A 15,659-nucleotide genomic window follows, 5' to 3' on the forward strand; every position below is an offset into this window, starting at 1 on the left:
ACCGGTGGAGACGTTGCTGATCATCACGGCTGCCGCCCTGTGGGGCTGCTGCGCGGGCCTGCAAACACCCCGAGCCGCACACCGGCCGTCCGTGCCCCCGCAGGAGGCCTGGCGCACGGCGTGTCCGGCCGGACACTCGATCACCGGCGTCGGGAATGGCTGGCTGGGCCGGGCCCGCTGCGGGGACGGGTACGGCCCCAGCGCGCCCGTGGTCGCGACGATCATGGCGGTCGTCTGCGCCGTCCTGGCGACCGCCGTCGAGGCCCGCCCCGAACTGGGCGTCTGGCTGCTGCTCGCCCCGGTCGGGGTGCTGCTCGGGACCGTCGACTTCGCGGCGCACCGGCTGCCCGACGTGCTCACCCGGCCGCTCGCCGCGGCCAGGAGGCCTGCGACGTGATGTGGAGGGCCGGCAAGCGGCTCGATGGGCTTGCCGCTGAGCCCGGTCCCGGGAAGCGATGCGCGACCGGGCGCAGCGGGGTGCCGGGTCGCCCTGGTGGTGGTTTTTCGAGCGCCGTGGGGGAGTGGGCCGTCGCGATGACCACCAATTCTTCAGGGGCGCGGCGCCTGCGTCTTTGGCCAGTGAGCCGTCCTCGTTGCGGTCGGGCATGCCGAGGAGCTGCTGCTCGATGAGACTGAGCGTGGGGTCTGTCATCAGGTCGGTGGCCGAGTCGTCGACGGGGTGCAGCCAGCGGTAGCCGTACTGCAACATCAGGGCGATGCGGGGGTGTCCGGAGAGGTTGATGCCGCCGGCGTGCCAGGTGCGGTTCTCGAACAGGACGGCGTCGCCTTGGGTGAGGTCGGGGGTGATGGCACCGGTGGGATCGATCGCGCCGTCGGGGATGGCGGGTTCTTGTGTGAGGAGGTGGCTGCCCGGCAGGAACATCGTGAGCCCGCAGTCATCCGTGATGGGGTGAGGTAGTGGGCGACTTTGATGGCCATGCGGGGTGTGTGGGCGAATCCGAGGTCGGCGGTCACTCCGTACATGTCGCGGTGCCATCCGGGGCGTTGGGGCGTGCGGATGGTGCGGGGTGGGCCGGAGGGGAGGGCTACGAGGTGGGCGGAGAGCAGGTGCACGTTGGGGCTCAGTAGCTGGACGACGGTGGGGAGGGTGCGGGGGTTGGTCAGGAGCGGAAGGAAGGCGCGGTCGAGGGTGAGGCATCCGCGGAAGCCGTCCTTGCCGTCACCGCCGCGGTCGCGGCCGTGTGTGATGTCGCTGGCGAGGAGCCTTTCAGCGGCGGCCAGCGGGTGGTCGTGCAGTGCGGGGGTGTTGGCGTCCCGGATGATGGCGTATCCGTCACGGTCGAAGGCGTCCAGGACCTCCGCGGCGGGGGCCTGGGGCGGGTGGAGGGGAGGGGTCATGATGCGGAGGCCTCCGTTGTCAGCGGGGTGTGGTGGGTGGTGAGTTGTCACAGGTTGTCGTCGTCGAGGCCGCAGGGGGCCAACAGCTCGGCCTGGGTGTGCGGGCGGCCGGGATCGCGGTAGCCGAGGACGGTGAGGCGGTGGCCTGGGTGGCGGCGCCCCAGCAGGGCGTGGATGTCTGCCGGGTAGCCGCTGGTGGCGAGGATGATCGGCGCCCGTGTTCCGAGGTGGGCGGCGAAGACGTTGTTGGGCATGGCCGGGGGCGGGAGCCGTGTTCGGCGAGGGCGGTGTGGTCGTGCACGTGGACGTAACAGCCGCAGGTGCGGGTGCTGGGTGCGCAGTCGGTGGGCGAGGGCCGTGAGGCGTTCGGCGGGCAGGTCGCCGGCGGAGACGAGGACGAGGTCGGGCTCTCCGCGGTCGGGGTGGCTCAGGTGGGGCCACGTCGCGATGCCGGGGCGCAGCTCGTCGTCGAGGGTGGTCAGGGGGTGCTGGGGGGGTGGGGTGCTTGCCGGCGATGACGAGGGTGCAGCGGTCGAGTTTGCGGAGGGCGAAGGTGAGGGCGGCCGCGGTGCGGGCCGGGTCGGCGGGGGGCAGGACGTGGACGGTGGGGTCGCCGCCAGGAAATTCCTGGTGCTTTCGACAGAGCCCTCGACGCGATCACCGCAGACCTCACTTCCTCGCCGCTGATCGACTACCAGCACCGACGCGAACGCCTTGCCGACTGGGCACTGCCACGGGACACATGGCGAGAGATCGCTGACCAGCTGCAGCGCCGACCGAGCCCCCGATACGTCTCCGACGACCGCGCACGCCTCGCCGTCACGGCCTGCATCTGGACCCAAGTCACCCACGGTGAGGATCAATTCGCCCCCTGCCCTCCCGAAGCCCGGCACGACCCCGAGCGCCAAGCCGCATGGAGCCAGGACCGGCACTCCATCACGCACTGGCTCAGGCAGAACAAAGTGCCCATCTACCAACAGATGAAGCCCCTGCTCGACACCTACGCCGACCGGCTCAGCCGCACACTCGACGCGGAACACTCGAGTCAGGGACAGGCACCACGAGATGATCAACCTATGGCAGATGTGATTTTCTTCGATCTGGACGGCACCCTGGTCGATCATCGAAGCGCGGTCTTGGAAACGATCGGTCAGATCGTCCAGGCCGCGCCGAACGCGACGGCTCCCCCGGAGGAGCTGGTGACGTTGTGGTGGACGCTGGAGGCGCGCCACATGCGGGAATACCTGGCCGGTCAATGCTCCTTCGCTGAGCACCACCGACGCAGGCTCCGCTCCTTCCTGCCGATGCTCGGCGAGCCGGTTCCTGAAAGTCCCGGCCTTCTGGACGCCTGGATCGCCGAGCGCTACCTCACCGTGTTCGAGGAGTCCTGGCGGTGCTATCCCGATGTCCTGCCATGCCTGGAGACCCTGAAACGGCTTCCCCGAGGACCGCGTCTGGCTGTTCTCACCAACGGGGACCTCGAGCAGCAGCGCGCCAAGCTCGTCCGCTTCGGCCTCCTCGAATACTTCGAAGCCGTCCTGACCCCGACCGAGCTCGGTGCGGCCAAGCCCGTCGCCTACGCCACCGCCTGCCGGCGGATGCGGACGGACCCCGCGCAGGCGGTCAACGTGGGCGACATGCTGGAAAGCGATGTAAACGCAGCCGCCCTCGCCGGGCTCACCGGTATCTGGCTGGACCGTGGCATCGACTTCGTCACCGGTGGACCATCGCCGACGGCAGACGAGACGGTGCTCCGCATCGAACGGCTCACCGACCTCCCCGACCACCTATCACGCACGAACGCCTGACCGGCTCTCACGGCCGTCGTAAGTGAGCGACCCGGGTCAACGCCTTCCCTGGGGGGCACGAGCAATTGTCACTCCTGAAGGGGCGGAGTATGTCAAGCGGGGTATTTTCGCTGGTTGTTGGTGGTTCTGGGCAGCGTTGATCGCCTCGCCGTCGGTGGGATGGTGGCGGCGAGTGAGTGGTGCTGCTCGTCGGGCATGCGGTTGTGGGGGTCGCTGCTCTCCAGCCCTTGATGGGGTGACGGCAGGGCCGTGCTCGGCTGCCGGTCATTCCTTCGCGGCGCGAGGCCGCATGGAGCGGTGCGACGTGCGGCAGACGGGGTCAATCAAAACCGCGACCGCGCCGTGCAGGGGGTCGGACAATTGCCCGACCGCGCGCCTGCCGCGTCCGAGGTGCTCACGCCGCCTGGCGGGCCAGGGCGCGGATTTCTCCGTCGCGCAGCCCGTAGTAGACCAGCGTGAGCAGCTTGCGTGCCGCGGCGATCTTGGCGATGTTCCGGCCGCGGCTGGCCTCGGTCCGGGCCCGGTCCTCGGTAATCTTGGGGGTGGTCTTGCGCTGGATCGCCTCCACGACGGCCCAGCGCACCAACTTGCTGCCCTGTTTGGTGACGTGGCCGCGGCGGACGACGGTGTCGGACTCGTAGTGCCGCGGGGTCAGCCCGGCCCAGGAGCACAGCCGGTCGGCGGAAGCGAACCGGTGCACATCTCCGGTCTCCGCGACCAGCACCGCCGCCAGGGTGGTACCGATGCCGGGCAGCTTGTGGAGGGCGCGATAGCCGGCGTGGCCGCGAAGCCGGTCCGCGATGCGGTCGTTGAACAGGGCTTCCTTGGCGTCGAGTGTTGATCAGCCTCAGTAACGACGCGACGCGCTGGGCATAGGGGTCGGCCAGCGAGGTCTGCTCCAGCTGGGCACGGCCGCCGATACCGAACAGGTCGGACGCCGGGATCAGTATTCCGGCCTTGGCCAGCACGGCGTGCACCTGGGCCTTCAGCCCGGAGCGCAACGCGACGAGCTTGGCCCGGTAGCGCACCAGTTCCCGCAGCTCACGGACCTGCGGTGGCGCGATCCAGGCTTCCGGCAGCCGTCCCATCCGCAGCAGGTCGGCCAGGTCGGCGGCGTCGCGGAGGTCGTTCTTCACGCGCCGGTAGGCGAAGCCCTTCACGCCCAGCGGGTGGGCCAAGTGGACGCGTGCCCCGGCGGCCTGCAATACGTCGGCCGCCCAATTACCAGCCGTAGGTGGCCTCCAGGACCACGTCGGGGTTGCGTCCGGCCTGCTCGATCTGCAGGCCGAGCGCCACCGGGTCGTTGAGGATGCGTACCGCGCTGAGCTGGACGCCGTCCTCTGTCTGCCGCACGATCACCGACCGTCTGCGGTGCAAGTCGACACCGACGTACTGGTGTCCGTCGTACTCGCTCACCTTGGGCCTCCTTCGCCGTGACGGAGCGCACACCTGGGACCTGCCCAGGACACCCACGGAGGGCGGGGACTTCGCCCCTTCATCGCATCAAGACCTGTGGATAGGAGCGGCACCGACCCAGCGGTGATAGGCGTCTACATCGACGTTGCTGCCGCACACGATGGTGACCACGTGTCGGCCGGCGAAGCGGTCACGGTCTTCGAGGATAGCCGCGATGCCGAGCGCGGCCGATGGTTCGACGACGAGGCCGGCGTGGTGGAGGAGCATCCGCATACCGGCGGTGATCGACGCTTCCTGGACCAGGACGGCGTCGTCGGCGACCAGGAGGAGGTCGTTCAGGACGGCCGGGATGGGAAGCCGGCCGGCGACGCCGTCAGCGATGGTGTTGGTCGAGTCGGTGGTGACGACGCGCCGTTGGCGCCACGAGTGTGTCATCGCCGGTGCGCCCAGCGGCTGGACGCAGATCACCTCGACTTCGGGCGCCAAGGCCTTCACCACATGACCCACGCCGGTGGCCAGTGCCCCGCCGCCGAGAGCGATCAGGACGGTGTCGAACGCCGGCGCAGGGTCCACCAGTTCCAGGCCGATGGTCGCCGCGCCCTCGCAGGTCTCGATGTCCAGGCTGTCTTCGACCAGCCGGATGCCGTCGTACCGGGCGATGGCCGCCGCCCGCTCGCGAGCCAGTTCGTGGTCGCCGTTCACCAGCTCCAGCCTGGCGTCCAATGCGCGGATGCGATCAAGCTTGGCCACCGTCGCAAAGCGGGACGCCACGACGGTGACGTCGAGCCCCCGGCCGCGACCGGACCAGGCGAGGGCTTGGCCAAGATTGCCCGCACTGGCGCACACCACGGCTCGCGGGCCATTGTCGGCGAGCAGGCTCGCGATGACCTCGGTGCCGCGGGCCTTGAAGCTGCGGACCGGGTTCGCCGTTTCGAGCTTGATGCTCACCGCGCACCCGAGGCGGGGCTCCAGCGCCTCGCAGCGGTACAGCGGAGTGTCGAGGAAAATCGGGTCGATCACCCGGCGAGCTGCCCGGATCCGAGTAGTGTCGAGACGCGTCTCCTGCACGGCACAGCAGCGTAGCGCCGCCGGCGCTGTTCCATTGAGTGATTTGTCGAGAGCTGTGGTTCGGGTGACGCATGATCTGAGGTTGATCCCCGGGGGTGGACACCGGGTTTCACGCGACGAGTGACAGCGTACGTGACGTGGTCAATTGCTGTTCGTGCTCGGCTGGCGCGAGGTAGCCGAGGGCGGAGTGGCGGCGGTGTCGGTTGTAGTAGGGCAGCCACCTGAACAGCTCCAGCCGTGTCTGCGCCTTCGAGGTCCAGCGCCTTCCGTGCAGCAACTCGCGCTTGAGGCCCTGGAAGAACGATTCGGCGAGGGCGTTGTCATAACTGGAGCCGACGCGGCCCATGCTGCGGCGGATGCCGTGCCGACGGCAGAGCTCGGCGAAGGCGGCCGATCCATATTGCGCGCCCCTGTCCGTGTGAAGGACGACGCCGTGGACCTGGCCGCCGCGGGCGGCCACGGCCATCTCGATCGCGTCGGTGACCAGCGAGGTGCGCATGTGGTCCGCGATCGACCAGCCGATCACGTGCCGCGAGCAGATGTCGATGACCGTGGCGAGATACAGCCAGGTCGAGCCGACGGCGACGTACGTTATGGCGCTGTACCACTTGGTGTTGAGCATGTCCGCCGTGAAGTCACGCATCACCAGGTCCGGCACAGGCGGGGCCGTCTTGTATTGAATGGTCGTGCGCTTCTTGCGCCGCAGGTGCCCCTTGCGATGCGGTTGATCCTCATCAGTCTGCTCACGCGCTTGCGGTTGATCTTTCTCCCGCGGGAGCGGAGTTCGGCATGGACGCGCGGGGCGCCATAGGCGCCCTGGTGGTCGGCATGGATCTGTCGGATCTCCGGCACCGTTCGCTCTTCCTCGACGGCTCGTTCGGCGCGGGCGTCTGCAGTGGCCCGGTGCTGGTAGTAGCCCGGAGCGGGAGACGCCCAGGACCCGGCAGATCCGCTTCACGCCGAAGTCGGCGCGATTCTCGGAGATGAAGTCCCAGCGGCGGGGGCTCACTTCACCTCCCGAGCGAAATAGGCGGCTGCCCGGCGCAGGATCTCGCGCTCCAGCTGCCACTTCTTCTCCGCTTTCAGCAGCCGGGCGTTCTCCGCCCGCAACCGGGCCAGTTCCTCAGCCGGACCCCCGCGGCCTCGCGGCGCTCGGGCAGTGCCTGGGACTCGTTTTCCTTGCGGACCCACGTCCGCAGCGACTCGGCGGTGATGCCGAGGTCCGCCACCGCCGCGTATGTGCGCTTGAGGCCCGCGGCGCGGTAGAACGCGACCGCGTCCTTCCTGAACTCCTGCGGATACGGAGACTTGCTTTCCACCTGGACATCCCTCCCTGGACCATCAAGATCCATTGTCAGGGTGTCCACTCCAAAGGATCAGCCTCAATGTGGCACTGCACCCGTGGCAGCAGACCCAGATCGATTCCGACAGCCGCACTGTACGGCGGGGCTGCCCTGCGCCTGCCTCGTGCTTCGTTCGAGTGATGCTCTCGACGGCCGGGACTGAACAAATCCCCAGCATGTGAGGTTTCTTCACCGTCATCCGGTGCCGGCGTTACGTGCGCTGCCGGCGTGAGCATTTCGGGATCATGCAGTGCGTGGCGATCAGTGGAACGCTCTGTGGTCCCCGTTTCGCGTACCCGATCACTTCCCGTGAACTGCATGCACGAGGCGCTCACGCCGGACTCGGCCGAAGTGGCGTGGATGCGGACGACGCCGCACGGACGACCACGCGCCGGGCTGATTGACGTCGTGGATGTGTCCGGGTGACCCGCCGACCGGCGGCACCTACCCGGAGCAAGGGAAAGAAGGTACTGATGCAGGCAGGTCTGCCATTGGCTGCTGTGACCGAGCCAGACCCACACACCTCGGCATGGCCGTACGTTCCAGGTGGGCAGGCTGTGGCAGGGACCGTACGACGGGCGCCCATGGCAGCCCGCGAAGCCGGGTTCCCTTCGGGATCCGTCCGCCGAACGGCTCCGCGAGAGCTGCGCGCCGGCCGTGGTCTCTGCGCCCGCCGCCCGACCGGAGCGTTGCTGTGATCCCGGCTCAGAGGGCGCGGACTGACAGGGACCTGCGGGCCGTGGTCGTCGGAGCGGGGTTCTCCGGGATCGGCGCCGCCGTCCGCCTTCGCGAGGCAGGGTTTAGCGATGTGCTTGTTCTGGAGAAGGCGACGCAACTCGGCGGCACCTGGAGGGAGAACACCTACCCCGGCTGCGCCTGTGATGTGCCCTCGACGCTCTACAGCTACTCCTTCACCCAGGATGCCGCCTGGAGCAGAGTCTTCGCCGGGCAGCGGGAAATCCTTGCTTATCTGCGGGCGACGGCCGAGCGGTACCGGCTTGGTGACATGCTGCGCTGCGGTGTTCAGGTGCTGGGGGCCCGGTGGGACGGGGCGGCCGGCCGTTGGCTGCTGGAGACCAGCGACGGGCCCTACAGCGCGGCGGTATTGGTCCTGGCCACCGGCCCGTGGCACGTCCCGCGCCGCCTGGAGGTCCCCGGGATCGAGGACTTCAACGGTCCCGTGTTCCATACCGCCCGGTGGGACCACAGCGTCGACTTGGCCGGGCGGCGGGTGACCGTGGTGGGGAGCGGCGCCTCCGCCATCCAGGTCGTCCCGGCCATCGAAGCCCAGGCTGCGGCCGTGGGCCTCTTCCAGCGCACCGCCCAGTGGGTGCTGCCCAAGCCCGATCTGCTGCTACCCGCGGCGTTCAACCGGCTTTTGGACCGCGTGCCCGGTGGGCGCGGCGCCCTGCGCGCCGGGCAGTACGCCCTGCAGGAGGGCTTTGGCTACGCCTTCCGCCACCCTCAGGGCGCCCGCCTCCTTGAGGCGGGCGCCCGCGCACATCTGCGGCTCGCGGTCCGCGACCGGCAGCTACGCCGGCAACTGACACCGGATTACCGGTTGGGCTGCAAGCGCCTTCTGACGTCCAGTACCTTCTACCGGGCCCTGTCTCAGCCGCACGTCCGCCTGCATCCCACCGCGGTGACCGCCGTACGCGGCAACGAGGTCGTCGGCGCCGACGGCACCACCGTCGATACCGACGTGCTCATCGAGGCCACGGGCTTCCGCGTCGGTGAGCTGCCGCTGGCCAAGAGTCTGTACGGCACGAACGGCCGGACGCTCGACGAAGCATGGGGCGGTGAGCCGCAGGCGTACATGGGAACCACCGTGAGCGGCTTCCCCAACCTCTTCCTGCTTCTGGGACCCAATCTGCTCGGCGGCTCCACCTCCGCGATCACGGTCCTGGAAGCCCAGCTGACGTACCTCATTGCCGCCCTGGCCCACCTCGACCAGGGCGGCCACTGTGCCCTGGACGTCCGGTCGGCCGTACAGGCCGCGCACAACACCGCCGTCCAGGACGCGCTCGCGACCACGGTCTACAACGCGGGCGGCTGCACCAGCTACTACTTCGCTTCCACCGGGCGGAACACCTTCGCCTGGCCGTGGTCCACCGGGCGACTCGTGCGCCGGCTGAGCCAATTCGACGCCGACGCCTACACCTCCGACGCACCTGCCCGGCCCCTTCCCCTGCCCTCTCAGGCAGGGCCGCAGCCTGGACACCGTACGGGAGCCGGGAACGCAGAGCAGCCATGAAATGGTGCCCGATACCGCGGCCCCACCACTGGGAGCTCCACGACCGCTTGCTTCCCGGCACAGGGCCGGTCCCGTCATCGCCCCACCGGATGATGCTTCGCCCGCTTCACCAGCCTCCGGCCGCGCGGATAGGTGCTAGCCCTCACCTGCCTGACCACTGGCGGCCAGGAGTGCGAAGAGTGCCGGCAGACGCGCGAGAAGCGCTGCAAACGGCGTATCGAGCTGCGCCGCGTCGCTGCGGGACGGCCCTTGTCGTGGCTGATTGGCGAGCGCAGCCGGGAGGCCGCGCTGATGCTCTCGTGCTACGCCGCCTGGCAGGCCCTGGGGCCTGATCCGCTGCCCCGGGGCCGGAAGTCCCTGGAGCGGCTGCAGGTTCACCTTGATGCGGTCCACGTGCTGGACGCGGAGCTCAAGCGCCGCTACACGGCGGGCTCGCTCCTCTCCCAGCCGCTGGGAGTCACCGACCGGCAGGCAGCAGCCTTCCGGCGACGTCTGCTCGCCGACCTGGCGGCGGGACGACGGAGCGTCAACGACCTGATCCAGCAGGACAACCGCCTGGGAGAGCGGCAGGCCCTGCTGGATGGAACCCATGCCCTCGCGATCTCTGCCGCCCGGTACGGACACCGGACGGCTGCCGAGGCCTTCCGACGGAGCGGAGTGGCGACGAGTCTGTCCTGGTAGTCCGCGGCCCCGCACCTGCCGACTCTTGCTCAGGCCGCAGCGGCCGTCACGTTTCCGCCTACCGATACGCACGACCGCCTTGAGGAGATCACTACGCTCACGGTCTGAACCTGCGCGATGACGAAGGCCTCCGGTTGTGGAGTGGAGCTGTCAAGGAACTCGCTGCGAGAGCGCCCTGCCCCCTGATTGCACGTCACGCGTCGAGTCTGTGACCTCAGGCGATCGGTAGGCGACGCAGCCCTACGTGCCCGACGCAGTGTCGGTGCTGGTCGTGTTGCTGCTGGCGAGTTCCTGGGAACGGTAGGCGGTTGAGCGGTCGCCGCTGGACAGGTGCTCGACTGCGGCGAGGAAGTCGTGGAAGGCCCGGTCGGTGCGGGTGGTGTCAGCGGTGGCGTCGAGGTCCATGAGGAGACCACGGATGACGGCGAGGACGAGCGTGGCCAGCTCCGGCCGGCCGATGCTGCGCAGGCCGTCCTCGAGCGGCGCGAGCCAGTCGGTCGTGGCGGTGCGCCGAAAGTCGGGCCACAACTGTTGCACTGCGCTCTCGCGCAGCTGACCGAACATCTGCAGGTACGGCCGCCCGTCCAAGCCGGTGATCGAGGTCCAGGCGCGATCCAGGGTGGCGGTGTAGGGCTCGTCGGGTCGCACCCGCAGGAGGTCGCCGAATGTGTCGAGCTGGCGTTGGCGCGCGTGCCCGAGGACGGCCCGCAACAGAGCGTCGCGGGTGCCAAAGTGATAGATCAGCATTCGGGCCGAGGTGCCGGTGGCGGTGGCAAGCGGCTCGAGCCGGTCGGGGAGGCCGTGCGCGAGGGCGTAATCGGCGCAGGCCTCGAGCAGCCTGTTCTTGATGTCTGGCTGCGGTCGTCTGCCCATGTCGACATCTTTTCCCGTAACAGCGGCTACGTCTACCGTTGATCGAAAGGCAGTCAAGGCAGACGTGGAGGTAGCGATGAGGGTCGTGTTCGTGCATGGGGCGTGCGTGCGGGACGGGTCGTGGTGGTGGCATCGCACCGCCGAACTGCTGCAGGAGCGAGGGGTGCTGAGCGTGGCCCCGGCGCTGCCGAGCTGCGGCGAGGCGGGCCTGCCCGGAGGCGCCGGCGGTCCGGGGCTGCCCGAGGACGTCGCGGCGGTGCGGCAGGTGCTGCAGGACGACGACGAGCCGACCATCGTGGTCGCCCACAGCTACGGCGGCATCATCACCGCGGAAGCCGCCGCGGGCGTCGGGTCGGTACGCCACCTGGTGATGGTCTCCAGCTACCTGCCCGAGGTCGGGCAGAGCCTGTCGGAGTTCGGGGACGCCAGCCCCGCCCCGTTCCTCGACGTCGACCCTGACGCCGGCACCTTCGGGGTTCGCCCCGAGCTGCTCGTGGACACGTTCCTGCAGGACTGCGACCCCGAGGTCCAGGCGCAGGCGGCGGACCACCTCGCCCGGCAGAGCGTGCAGGTGACCGGGCAGCCGGTCGGGGCGGCAGCCTGGCAGCAGGTGCCCTCGACGTACCTCATCTGCGCCCAGGACCGGGGCACCCCGCCGCGCCTTCAGCGCGAGTTCGCCCGCCGGGCCGGCAGTGTCGTCGAACTCGACGCCGGCCACCACCCGTTCCTGTCCCAGCCCGCCGCGGTCCGGGACCTGCTGCTGAGCCTGTGACGGCAGCCGCGGACGCTCCCTCCGCGCCCCTCGTACGCCGGGCCTTCCGCCGCACACCCCTCGAGGCCCTCGGCGTCCAGGAGCTCGACGGCGGTGCGGACGATCTGGTCGCGGGTGAGGGTGTCGCGTGCCATGGCCTCACGGTACGCAGCACTTGCACAAAGTTCAAGAAGGCACTTGCACACCGTTCAAGGCTGGGCTTACTGTCTTCTCGGGCAGTCAGTTGAACTAAGTGCAAGTCCAAGGAGAGCCCCCGTGAACACCCTCGCCGCCGTCATGCAGCTGCTCGTCGCCGCCGCCTTCATCAGCATCCCGCTGGTCCGCCACCGCTTCGGCCCCGCCGCGAAGGCCGCCGCAGTGGCCGAGCTCCGCCGCCAGAACGTCCGCCCGGAGGTGCTGGAGGAGAACAAGCTCCGGTTCGACGCCGGCGGTCACGAGACCGCGGCTCCGGTGGTCGTGGCCGCCGTGATGACCGCCACCGCCGCCGTGAACTTCGCGGGCGCCGACCTCGCCCAGCTGCTGACCTGGCTATTCTCCTCGCTGGTGTTGCTGATGAACGCGGTGATCGTCCACAGCAACCTCACCGCGGCGAAGTCCGTGGAGGCAGCCTTCCGCCGCAAGGGCGACCCGGAGCTGGCCCGCGTCGAAGTCGAACCTTTCCTCCAGGCCGCCGAGGGCGCCTTCCCTCACTGGGTGCGCGCCCAGACCTACCTGCGCAACACCGTGGTCTTCGGCGGCTCCACCGTCGCGCTGGTCGCCGTCTCCCTCATCTGACAACACATATGGACCAAGGCCTTCGCGGCGATGCGGTCGCAGCGAAGGCCTGCGCCGTTCTCCGGCCGCACGCGCCCAGGCCGACGAGCAGGCCGCCGCCCGCAGCCCGCGCACCGGCCCCACTCGTCCGCTGTCGGCTCGCCAACACTGCCTCCCCACACCGTCGCGAGGCGGGCGGTCGCGTCACGCCGTCAGCCGGGGGCCGTCAGCCCTCTCGCCGTCCGGGCGCGGGCGCCGGGGGCGGCCCTCGTCGAGGAGGGCCACCTTGTCCTGATCGGGGCTGTCGGGTTCGGCGAAGAAGATGACGAAGCGGAGCTTCGGGCTGTGGTCCAGCGGCATCGACTCGTGGACCAGGTGAAGGTCGCCGACCTCGGGATGGTGGAAGAGCCGCACGCCCGGGGCGTGCGGCTTGATGTCGTAGCGTTCCCACAGTGACGCGAACAGCTCGCTTTTCGGTACGAGTTCACCGACCAGGTCGGTCAGGTCGGGGGCGCCGGGGTCGGTGCCCGCGAGCATCCGCAGCCGCGCCACGCAGGCTCGGGCGCGCTCGTCCCAGTCGTCTAGTAGGGCTCCGTTAGGTCTGTGTCGCGGTCCTGTTTGGGGGCATGTTGGGTGTGTGGATGCATATGAAGTGAACTGTGCTCGGGCGAAGTTGGGGTTATTCGTGGCTGATGTGTTCGCGTCGGTGCCGCGTAAGGATCAGCGGGCGAAGGGTGACTGCTATCTGCGGGGGCTGATGCTGGACGGGCGGCGTAAGTCGATCCAGCCGATGGCGGAGCGGCTGCCGGACGGCAATGAGCAGAATCTGCAGCAGTTCGTGAACCAGTCGACCTGGGATCCGGTGCCGGTGCGGCGGCGGATTGCGGAGCGGATGGTGCCCCAGGTCGGCCCGGATGCCTGGGCGGTCGATGATGTGTCGTTCCCCAAGGACGGGAAGATGTCGGTGGCGGTCGCGCACCAGTACTGCGGGGCGCTGGGCAAGCAGGCGAACTGCCAGGTCGCGGTGAGCGTGCACGCGGTCTCCGACACCGCGTCCTGTCCGCTGCAGTGGCGCCTGTTCGTGCCCCAGGAGTGGGCGGACGATCCGGTCCGCCGACGCAAGACGGGGGTCCCTGACGAGATCCGGCACCGGGAGAAGTGGCGCCTGGACCTGGACACCCTCGACGAGTTGGCCGGGTGGGGTCTGGTGCCGCCGGTGGTGGTGGCCGACGCAGGCTACGGGCAGAACGCCGACTTCCGCGACGGCCTGGACGGCCGGGGCATCGGCTATGTCGTGGCGGTCCGTTCGGACGTGACGGTCCACCCGCACGACGCACAGCCCACTACCCCGGCGTGGTCCGGCAACGGCCGCAAGCCCCAGCCCCGCTACCGGAACAAGCCGTCCCCGGTCGCCGCGCTCGCGGCCGGCCATGGGCGGCAGGCCTTCACCGAGGTGACCTGGCGGGAAGGCTCCCGCGGCCCGATGCGCTAGCACTTCCTGGCGCTGCGGGTGCGGCCGGCCGGAATTCGAGCCCGCCGCCTGGCCCAGGCCGCCGCCACGCAGGAGGGCTTCTGGGACGGTGTCCTGCCCGAGGTCACGCTGCTGGTCGAGTGGCCCGAAGGTGCCCAAGCACCCACCGGCTACTGGCTGTCCAACCTGCCCGCCGACACCCCGCCGACTGAACTGGTCCGCCTCGCCAAGATCCGATGGCGCATCGAACACGACTACCGCGAACTCAAGCACGGCCTCGGCCTCGACCACTTCGAGGGACGCTCCTGGACCGGCTGGCATCACCACGTCACCCTGGTCACCGCCGCCCACGCCTTCCTCACCGAACAGCGCCTGGCCCCAAAAGCTGATACAGCGGACTCACCCTCTACCAGATCCTCGACACTATCCAAGACCTGCTGAACTGCTGGACCGGCACCTGCACCACCTGCCACCGCCCCCTGCCCAGAACATCCCCCACCAGCCAGAGCCCAAGAGCCACAGCAACTTAACGGAGCCCTACTCGATCGGCGTGCGCCGACCCGGCTGGTCACGCCCGGTCCCTCTACCGTGCTCGATCACGTTTCCCGCCGTTCGAGCACCCGTCTCACCGGCATGAAACGGCGAGTGCCCCCGGTCAGCCTGGTGCTCACAGGCGGCGCCAGCGCGCCGAGGCGAAGGAGAAGACGCCGAAGAGGATCAGCCCGATCGCGACGGCGACGAGCAGCCACGGGCCGATCGGGGTCTGGGTGAAGCTGCGGAGCGTGGCGTCTACGCCTTTTGCCTCGTCGGCGTCGAACTGGATGGCAGCGATCAAAATGAAGATGCCGGCTACGGCGAACACGATGCCGCGTGCCACTCCACCGCCGACGCCGAGGCCGGTGACGATCTGTTTCGTGCGGGGGGTCATGGCGGTGGTGTCGAGCTGTCGCAGGAACTTGCGCATGGCCGCCCGTGTCGCGAGCACCGCGCCGATGCCGATCAGGAGGCATCCCCCTGCAGCGACCAGGAACTGGCCGTAGGCCAGTTCCAGCACGGAGGCTGTCCAGTCCTTCGACTTCACGTTGCCGCTGGAGCCCTGGCCGCCTCCCGCTGCGTATGTGGCGGTGGCCCAGCAGATGAAGCCATAGAACAGTGCCCGGCCACCGTCGAGGAGCCGCGAGGGAGTCTTCCGGTCGGGTCCCCTGGTCAGGACTGCTCGGGAGGCTCGCCACAAGGCCATGGAGCCAAAGCCCACGACCAGCACCCACAGCATGATCTTCCCGAATGGCTGCTCCGCGATCTTCGCCAGCGCGCCCTGCCGGTCCGCCGACTTCCCGCCGCTGCCGAGGGCCATCTGGATGGCGAGGGCGCCGATGAGGACGTACACCACGCCGCGCGCGGCAAAACCCGCCCGCCCCGCAGCGGAGAGCGTCTTGTGCTCTGCGGTGCGGCGAACTGAGAACGCCTTGGTCCGGCCCCGCCCGTGTGCTCGAGCTGACATCACGAAGCCTTCCTCAGCCCGTCGGCCTCGGCCATCGTCAGGCCGCCATGGCGGTGGAGCCGGCCGTCGAGGTCCTTCTTGGCCGCTTTGGTGTCACCGTCGTGCCGGGCCACGGTCCGCTCGTACACCGGGCCGAAGCGACGGCGCAGGCCGCTCGCGCTCTCGCCCACGAGGAACTTGACGGCGAGCAGACCAGCGATGAGGACCACCACCACGAGCAGGGCGATGAGGAAACCGGTGGACATGGCGTGCCTTCCGGTGGCTGAGCCCGCACTTCGGGCTGTGCACGGCCGGGTAGCCGTGGCCCAAGGTGCCAAACGGAATGACCCGGCGGATGTCTCGTACGGCATCCGCATGACA

At 69.4% G+C, this 15,659-nt stretch carries 13 protein-coding genes and 5 pseudogenes; 7 read left to right on the top strand and 11 right to left on the bottom strand.

The features are described 5' to 3' along the window. The first annotated feature begins 4 nt into the window (after positions 1-4). Positions 5-397: a hypothetical protein gene (locus ACZ4WS_RS42120; RefSeq protein WP_467988612.1), complete on the top strand. Its 393-nt coding sequence runs from the start codon at positions 5-7 to the stop codon at positions 395-397. Positions 398-772: 375 nt separating this feature from the next. Here ACZ4WS_RS42120 and ACZ4WS_RS42125 read toward each other — a convergent pair. Both ACZ4WS_RS42125 and ACZ4WS_RS42130 read right to left on the bottom strand, forming a co-directional pair. Continuing rightward, positions 773-1,159: pseudogene (locus tag ACZ4WS_RS42125) on the bottom strand (hypothetical protein); the annotation flags it as partial. A 247-nt stretch (positions 1,160-1,406) separates the two neighbouring features. Next, entirely contained in the window at positions 1,407-2,483 is a 1,077-nt protein-coding gene (locus tag ACZ4WS_RS42130) for a phosphoketolase family protein (RefSeq protein ID WP_467988614.1), read from the bottom strand. Between ACZ4WS_RS42130 and ACZ4WS_RS42135 the strand changes: the two genes are divergently transcribed. After that, entirely contained in the window at positions 2,436-3,167 is a 732-nt protein-coding gene (locus tag ACZ4WS_RS42135; protein ID WP_467988616.1) for an HAD family hydrolase, read from the top strand. The two genes, ACZ4WS_RS42130 and ACZ4WS_RS42135, sit on opposite strands and share 48 nt — an antisense overlap. Before the next feature lie 394 nt (positions 3,168-3,561). On the opposite strand, the gene ACZ4WS_RS42140 is transcribed toward ACZ4WS_RS42135, so the two are convergent. From ACZ4WS_RS42140 to ACZ4WS_RS42160, 5 genes and pseudogenes are all read right to left on the bottom strand, one after another. Further along, positions 3,562-3,984: a transposase gene (locus ACZ4WS_RS42140; protein ID WP_467988692.1), complete on the bottom strand. Its 423-nt coding sequence runs from the start codon at positions 3,982-3,984 to the stop codon at positions 3,562-3,564. 199 nt (positions 3,985-4,183) lie between these two features. Beyond that, a pseudogene (locus ACZ4WS_RS42145) lies at positions 4,184-4,372 on the bottom strand (IS110 family transposase); the annotation flags it as partial. Positions 4,373-4,388: 16 nt separating this feature from the next. Beyond that, complete coding sequence (locus ACZ4WS_RS42150; RefSeq protein ID WP_467988618.1) at positions 4,389-4,583, bottom strand: hypothetical protein; 195 nt, start codon at positions 4,581-4,583, stop codon at positions 4,389-4,391. Positions 4,584-4,670: 87 nt separating this feature from the next. Beyond that, positions 4,671-5,651 carry a threonine ammonia-lyase gene (locus ACZ4WS_RS42155; RefSeq protein ID WP_467988620.1) on the bottom strand — a complete coding sequence of 327 codons (981 nt, stop codon included), beginning with the start codon at positions 5,649-5,651 and terminating at the stop codon, positions 4,671-4,673. A gap of 109 nt (positions 5,652-5,760) precedes the next feature. Further along, a pseudogene (locus ACZ4WS_RS42160) lies at positions 5,761-7,003 on the bottom strand (IS3 family transposase). Positions 7,004-7,733: 730 nt separating this feature from the next. Here ACZ4WS_RS42160 and ACZ4WS_RS42165 point away from each other — a divergent pair. Both ACZ4WS_RS42165 and ACZ4WS_RS42170 read left to right on the top strand, forming a co-directional pair. Next, entirely contained in the window at positions 7,734-9,248 is a 1,515-nt protein-coding gene (locus ACZ4WS_RS42165; RefSeq protein ID WP_467988622.1) for a flavin-containing monooxygenase, read from the top strand. A gap of 249 nt (positions 9,249-9,497) precedes the next feature. Further along, positions 9,498-9,929 (top strand): hypothetical protein, encoded by a 432-nt coding sequence (locus tag ACZ4WS_RS42170; protein ID WP_467988624.1) that lies wholly within the window; start codon positions 9,498-9,500, stop codon positions 9,927-9,929. Positions 9,930-10,169: 240 nt separating this feature from the next. On the opposite strand, the gene ACZ4WS_RS42175 is transcribed toward ACZ4WS_RS42170, so the two are convergent. After that, positions 10,170-10,802 carry a TetR/AcrR family transcriptional regulator gene (locus ACZ4WS_RS42175; RefSeq protein WP_467988626.1) on the bottom strand — a complete coding sequence of 211 codons (633 nt, stop codon included), beginning with the start codon at positions 10,800-10,802 and terminating at the stop codon, positions 10,170-10,172. Positions 10,803-10,878: 76 nt separating this feature from the next. Here ACZ4WS_RS42175 and ACZ4WS_RS42180 point away from each other — a divergent pair, with 76 nt between their 5' ends. Beyond that, a complete protein-coding gene (locus ACZ4WS_RS42180; RefSeq protein ID WP_467988628.1) occupies positions 10,879-11,574 on the top strand; it encodes an alpha/beta hydrolase in 696 nt (231 codons plus the stop codon). Positions 11,575-11,829: 255 nt separating this feature from the next. Continuing rightward, positions 11,830-12,348, top strand: coding sequence for a hypothetical protein (locus ACZ4WS_RS42185; protein WP_467988630.1), 519 nt, complete (start codon positions 11,830-11,832; stop codon positions 12,346-12,348). A 183-nt stretch (positions 12,349-12,531) separates the two neighbouring features. Here the strand turns inward: ACZ4WS_RS42185 and ACZ4WS_RS42190 are convergent. Then, positions 12,532-12,906 (bottom strand): annotated as a pseudogene (locus ACZ4WS_RS42190) (MmyB family transcriptional regulator); the annotation flags it as partial. Positions 12,907-12,964: 58 nt separating this feature from the next. Between ACZ4WS_RS42190 and ACZ4WS_RS42195 the strand changes: the two are divergent. Then, a pseudogene (locus tag ACZ4WS_RS42195) lies at positions 12,965-14,239 on the top strand (IS701 family transposase). A 226-nt stretch (positions 14,240-14,465) separates the two neighbouring features. On the opposite strand, the gene ACZ4WS_RS42200 reads toward ACZ4WS_RS42195, so the two are convergent. Then, positions 14,466-15,299 (bottom strand): DUF1206 domain-containing protein, encoded by an 834-nt coding sequence (locus ACZ4WS_RS42200; RefSeq protein ID WP_467988632.1) that lies wholly within the window; start codon positions 15,297-15,299, stop codon positions 14,466-14,468. Continuing rightward, a complete protein-coding gene (locus ACZ4WS_RS42205) occupies positions 15,299-15,544 on the bottom strand; it encodes a hypothetical protein (protein ID WP_467988634.1) in 246 nt (81 codons plus the stop codon). The genes ACZ4WS_RS42200 and ACZ4WS_RS42205 overlap by 1 nt, the downstream gene beginning before the upstream one ends. Between the last annotated feature and the right edge of the window lie 115 nt (positions 15,545-15,659).

The sequence above is a fragment of the Streptomyces sp. NPDC029292 genome (genome assembly GCF_055569295.1).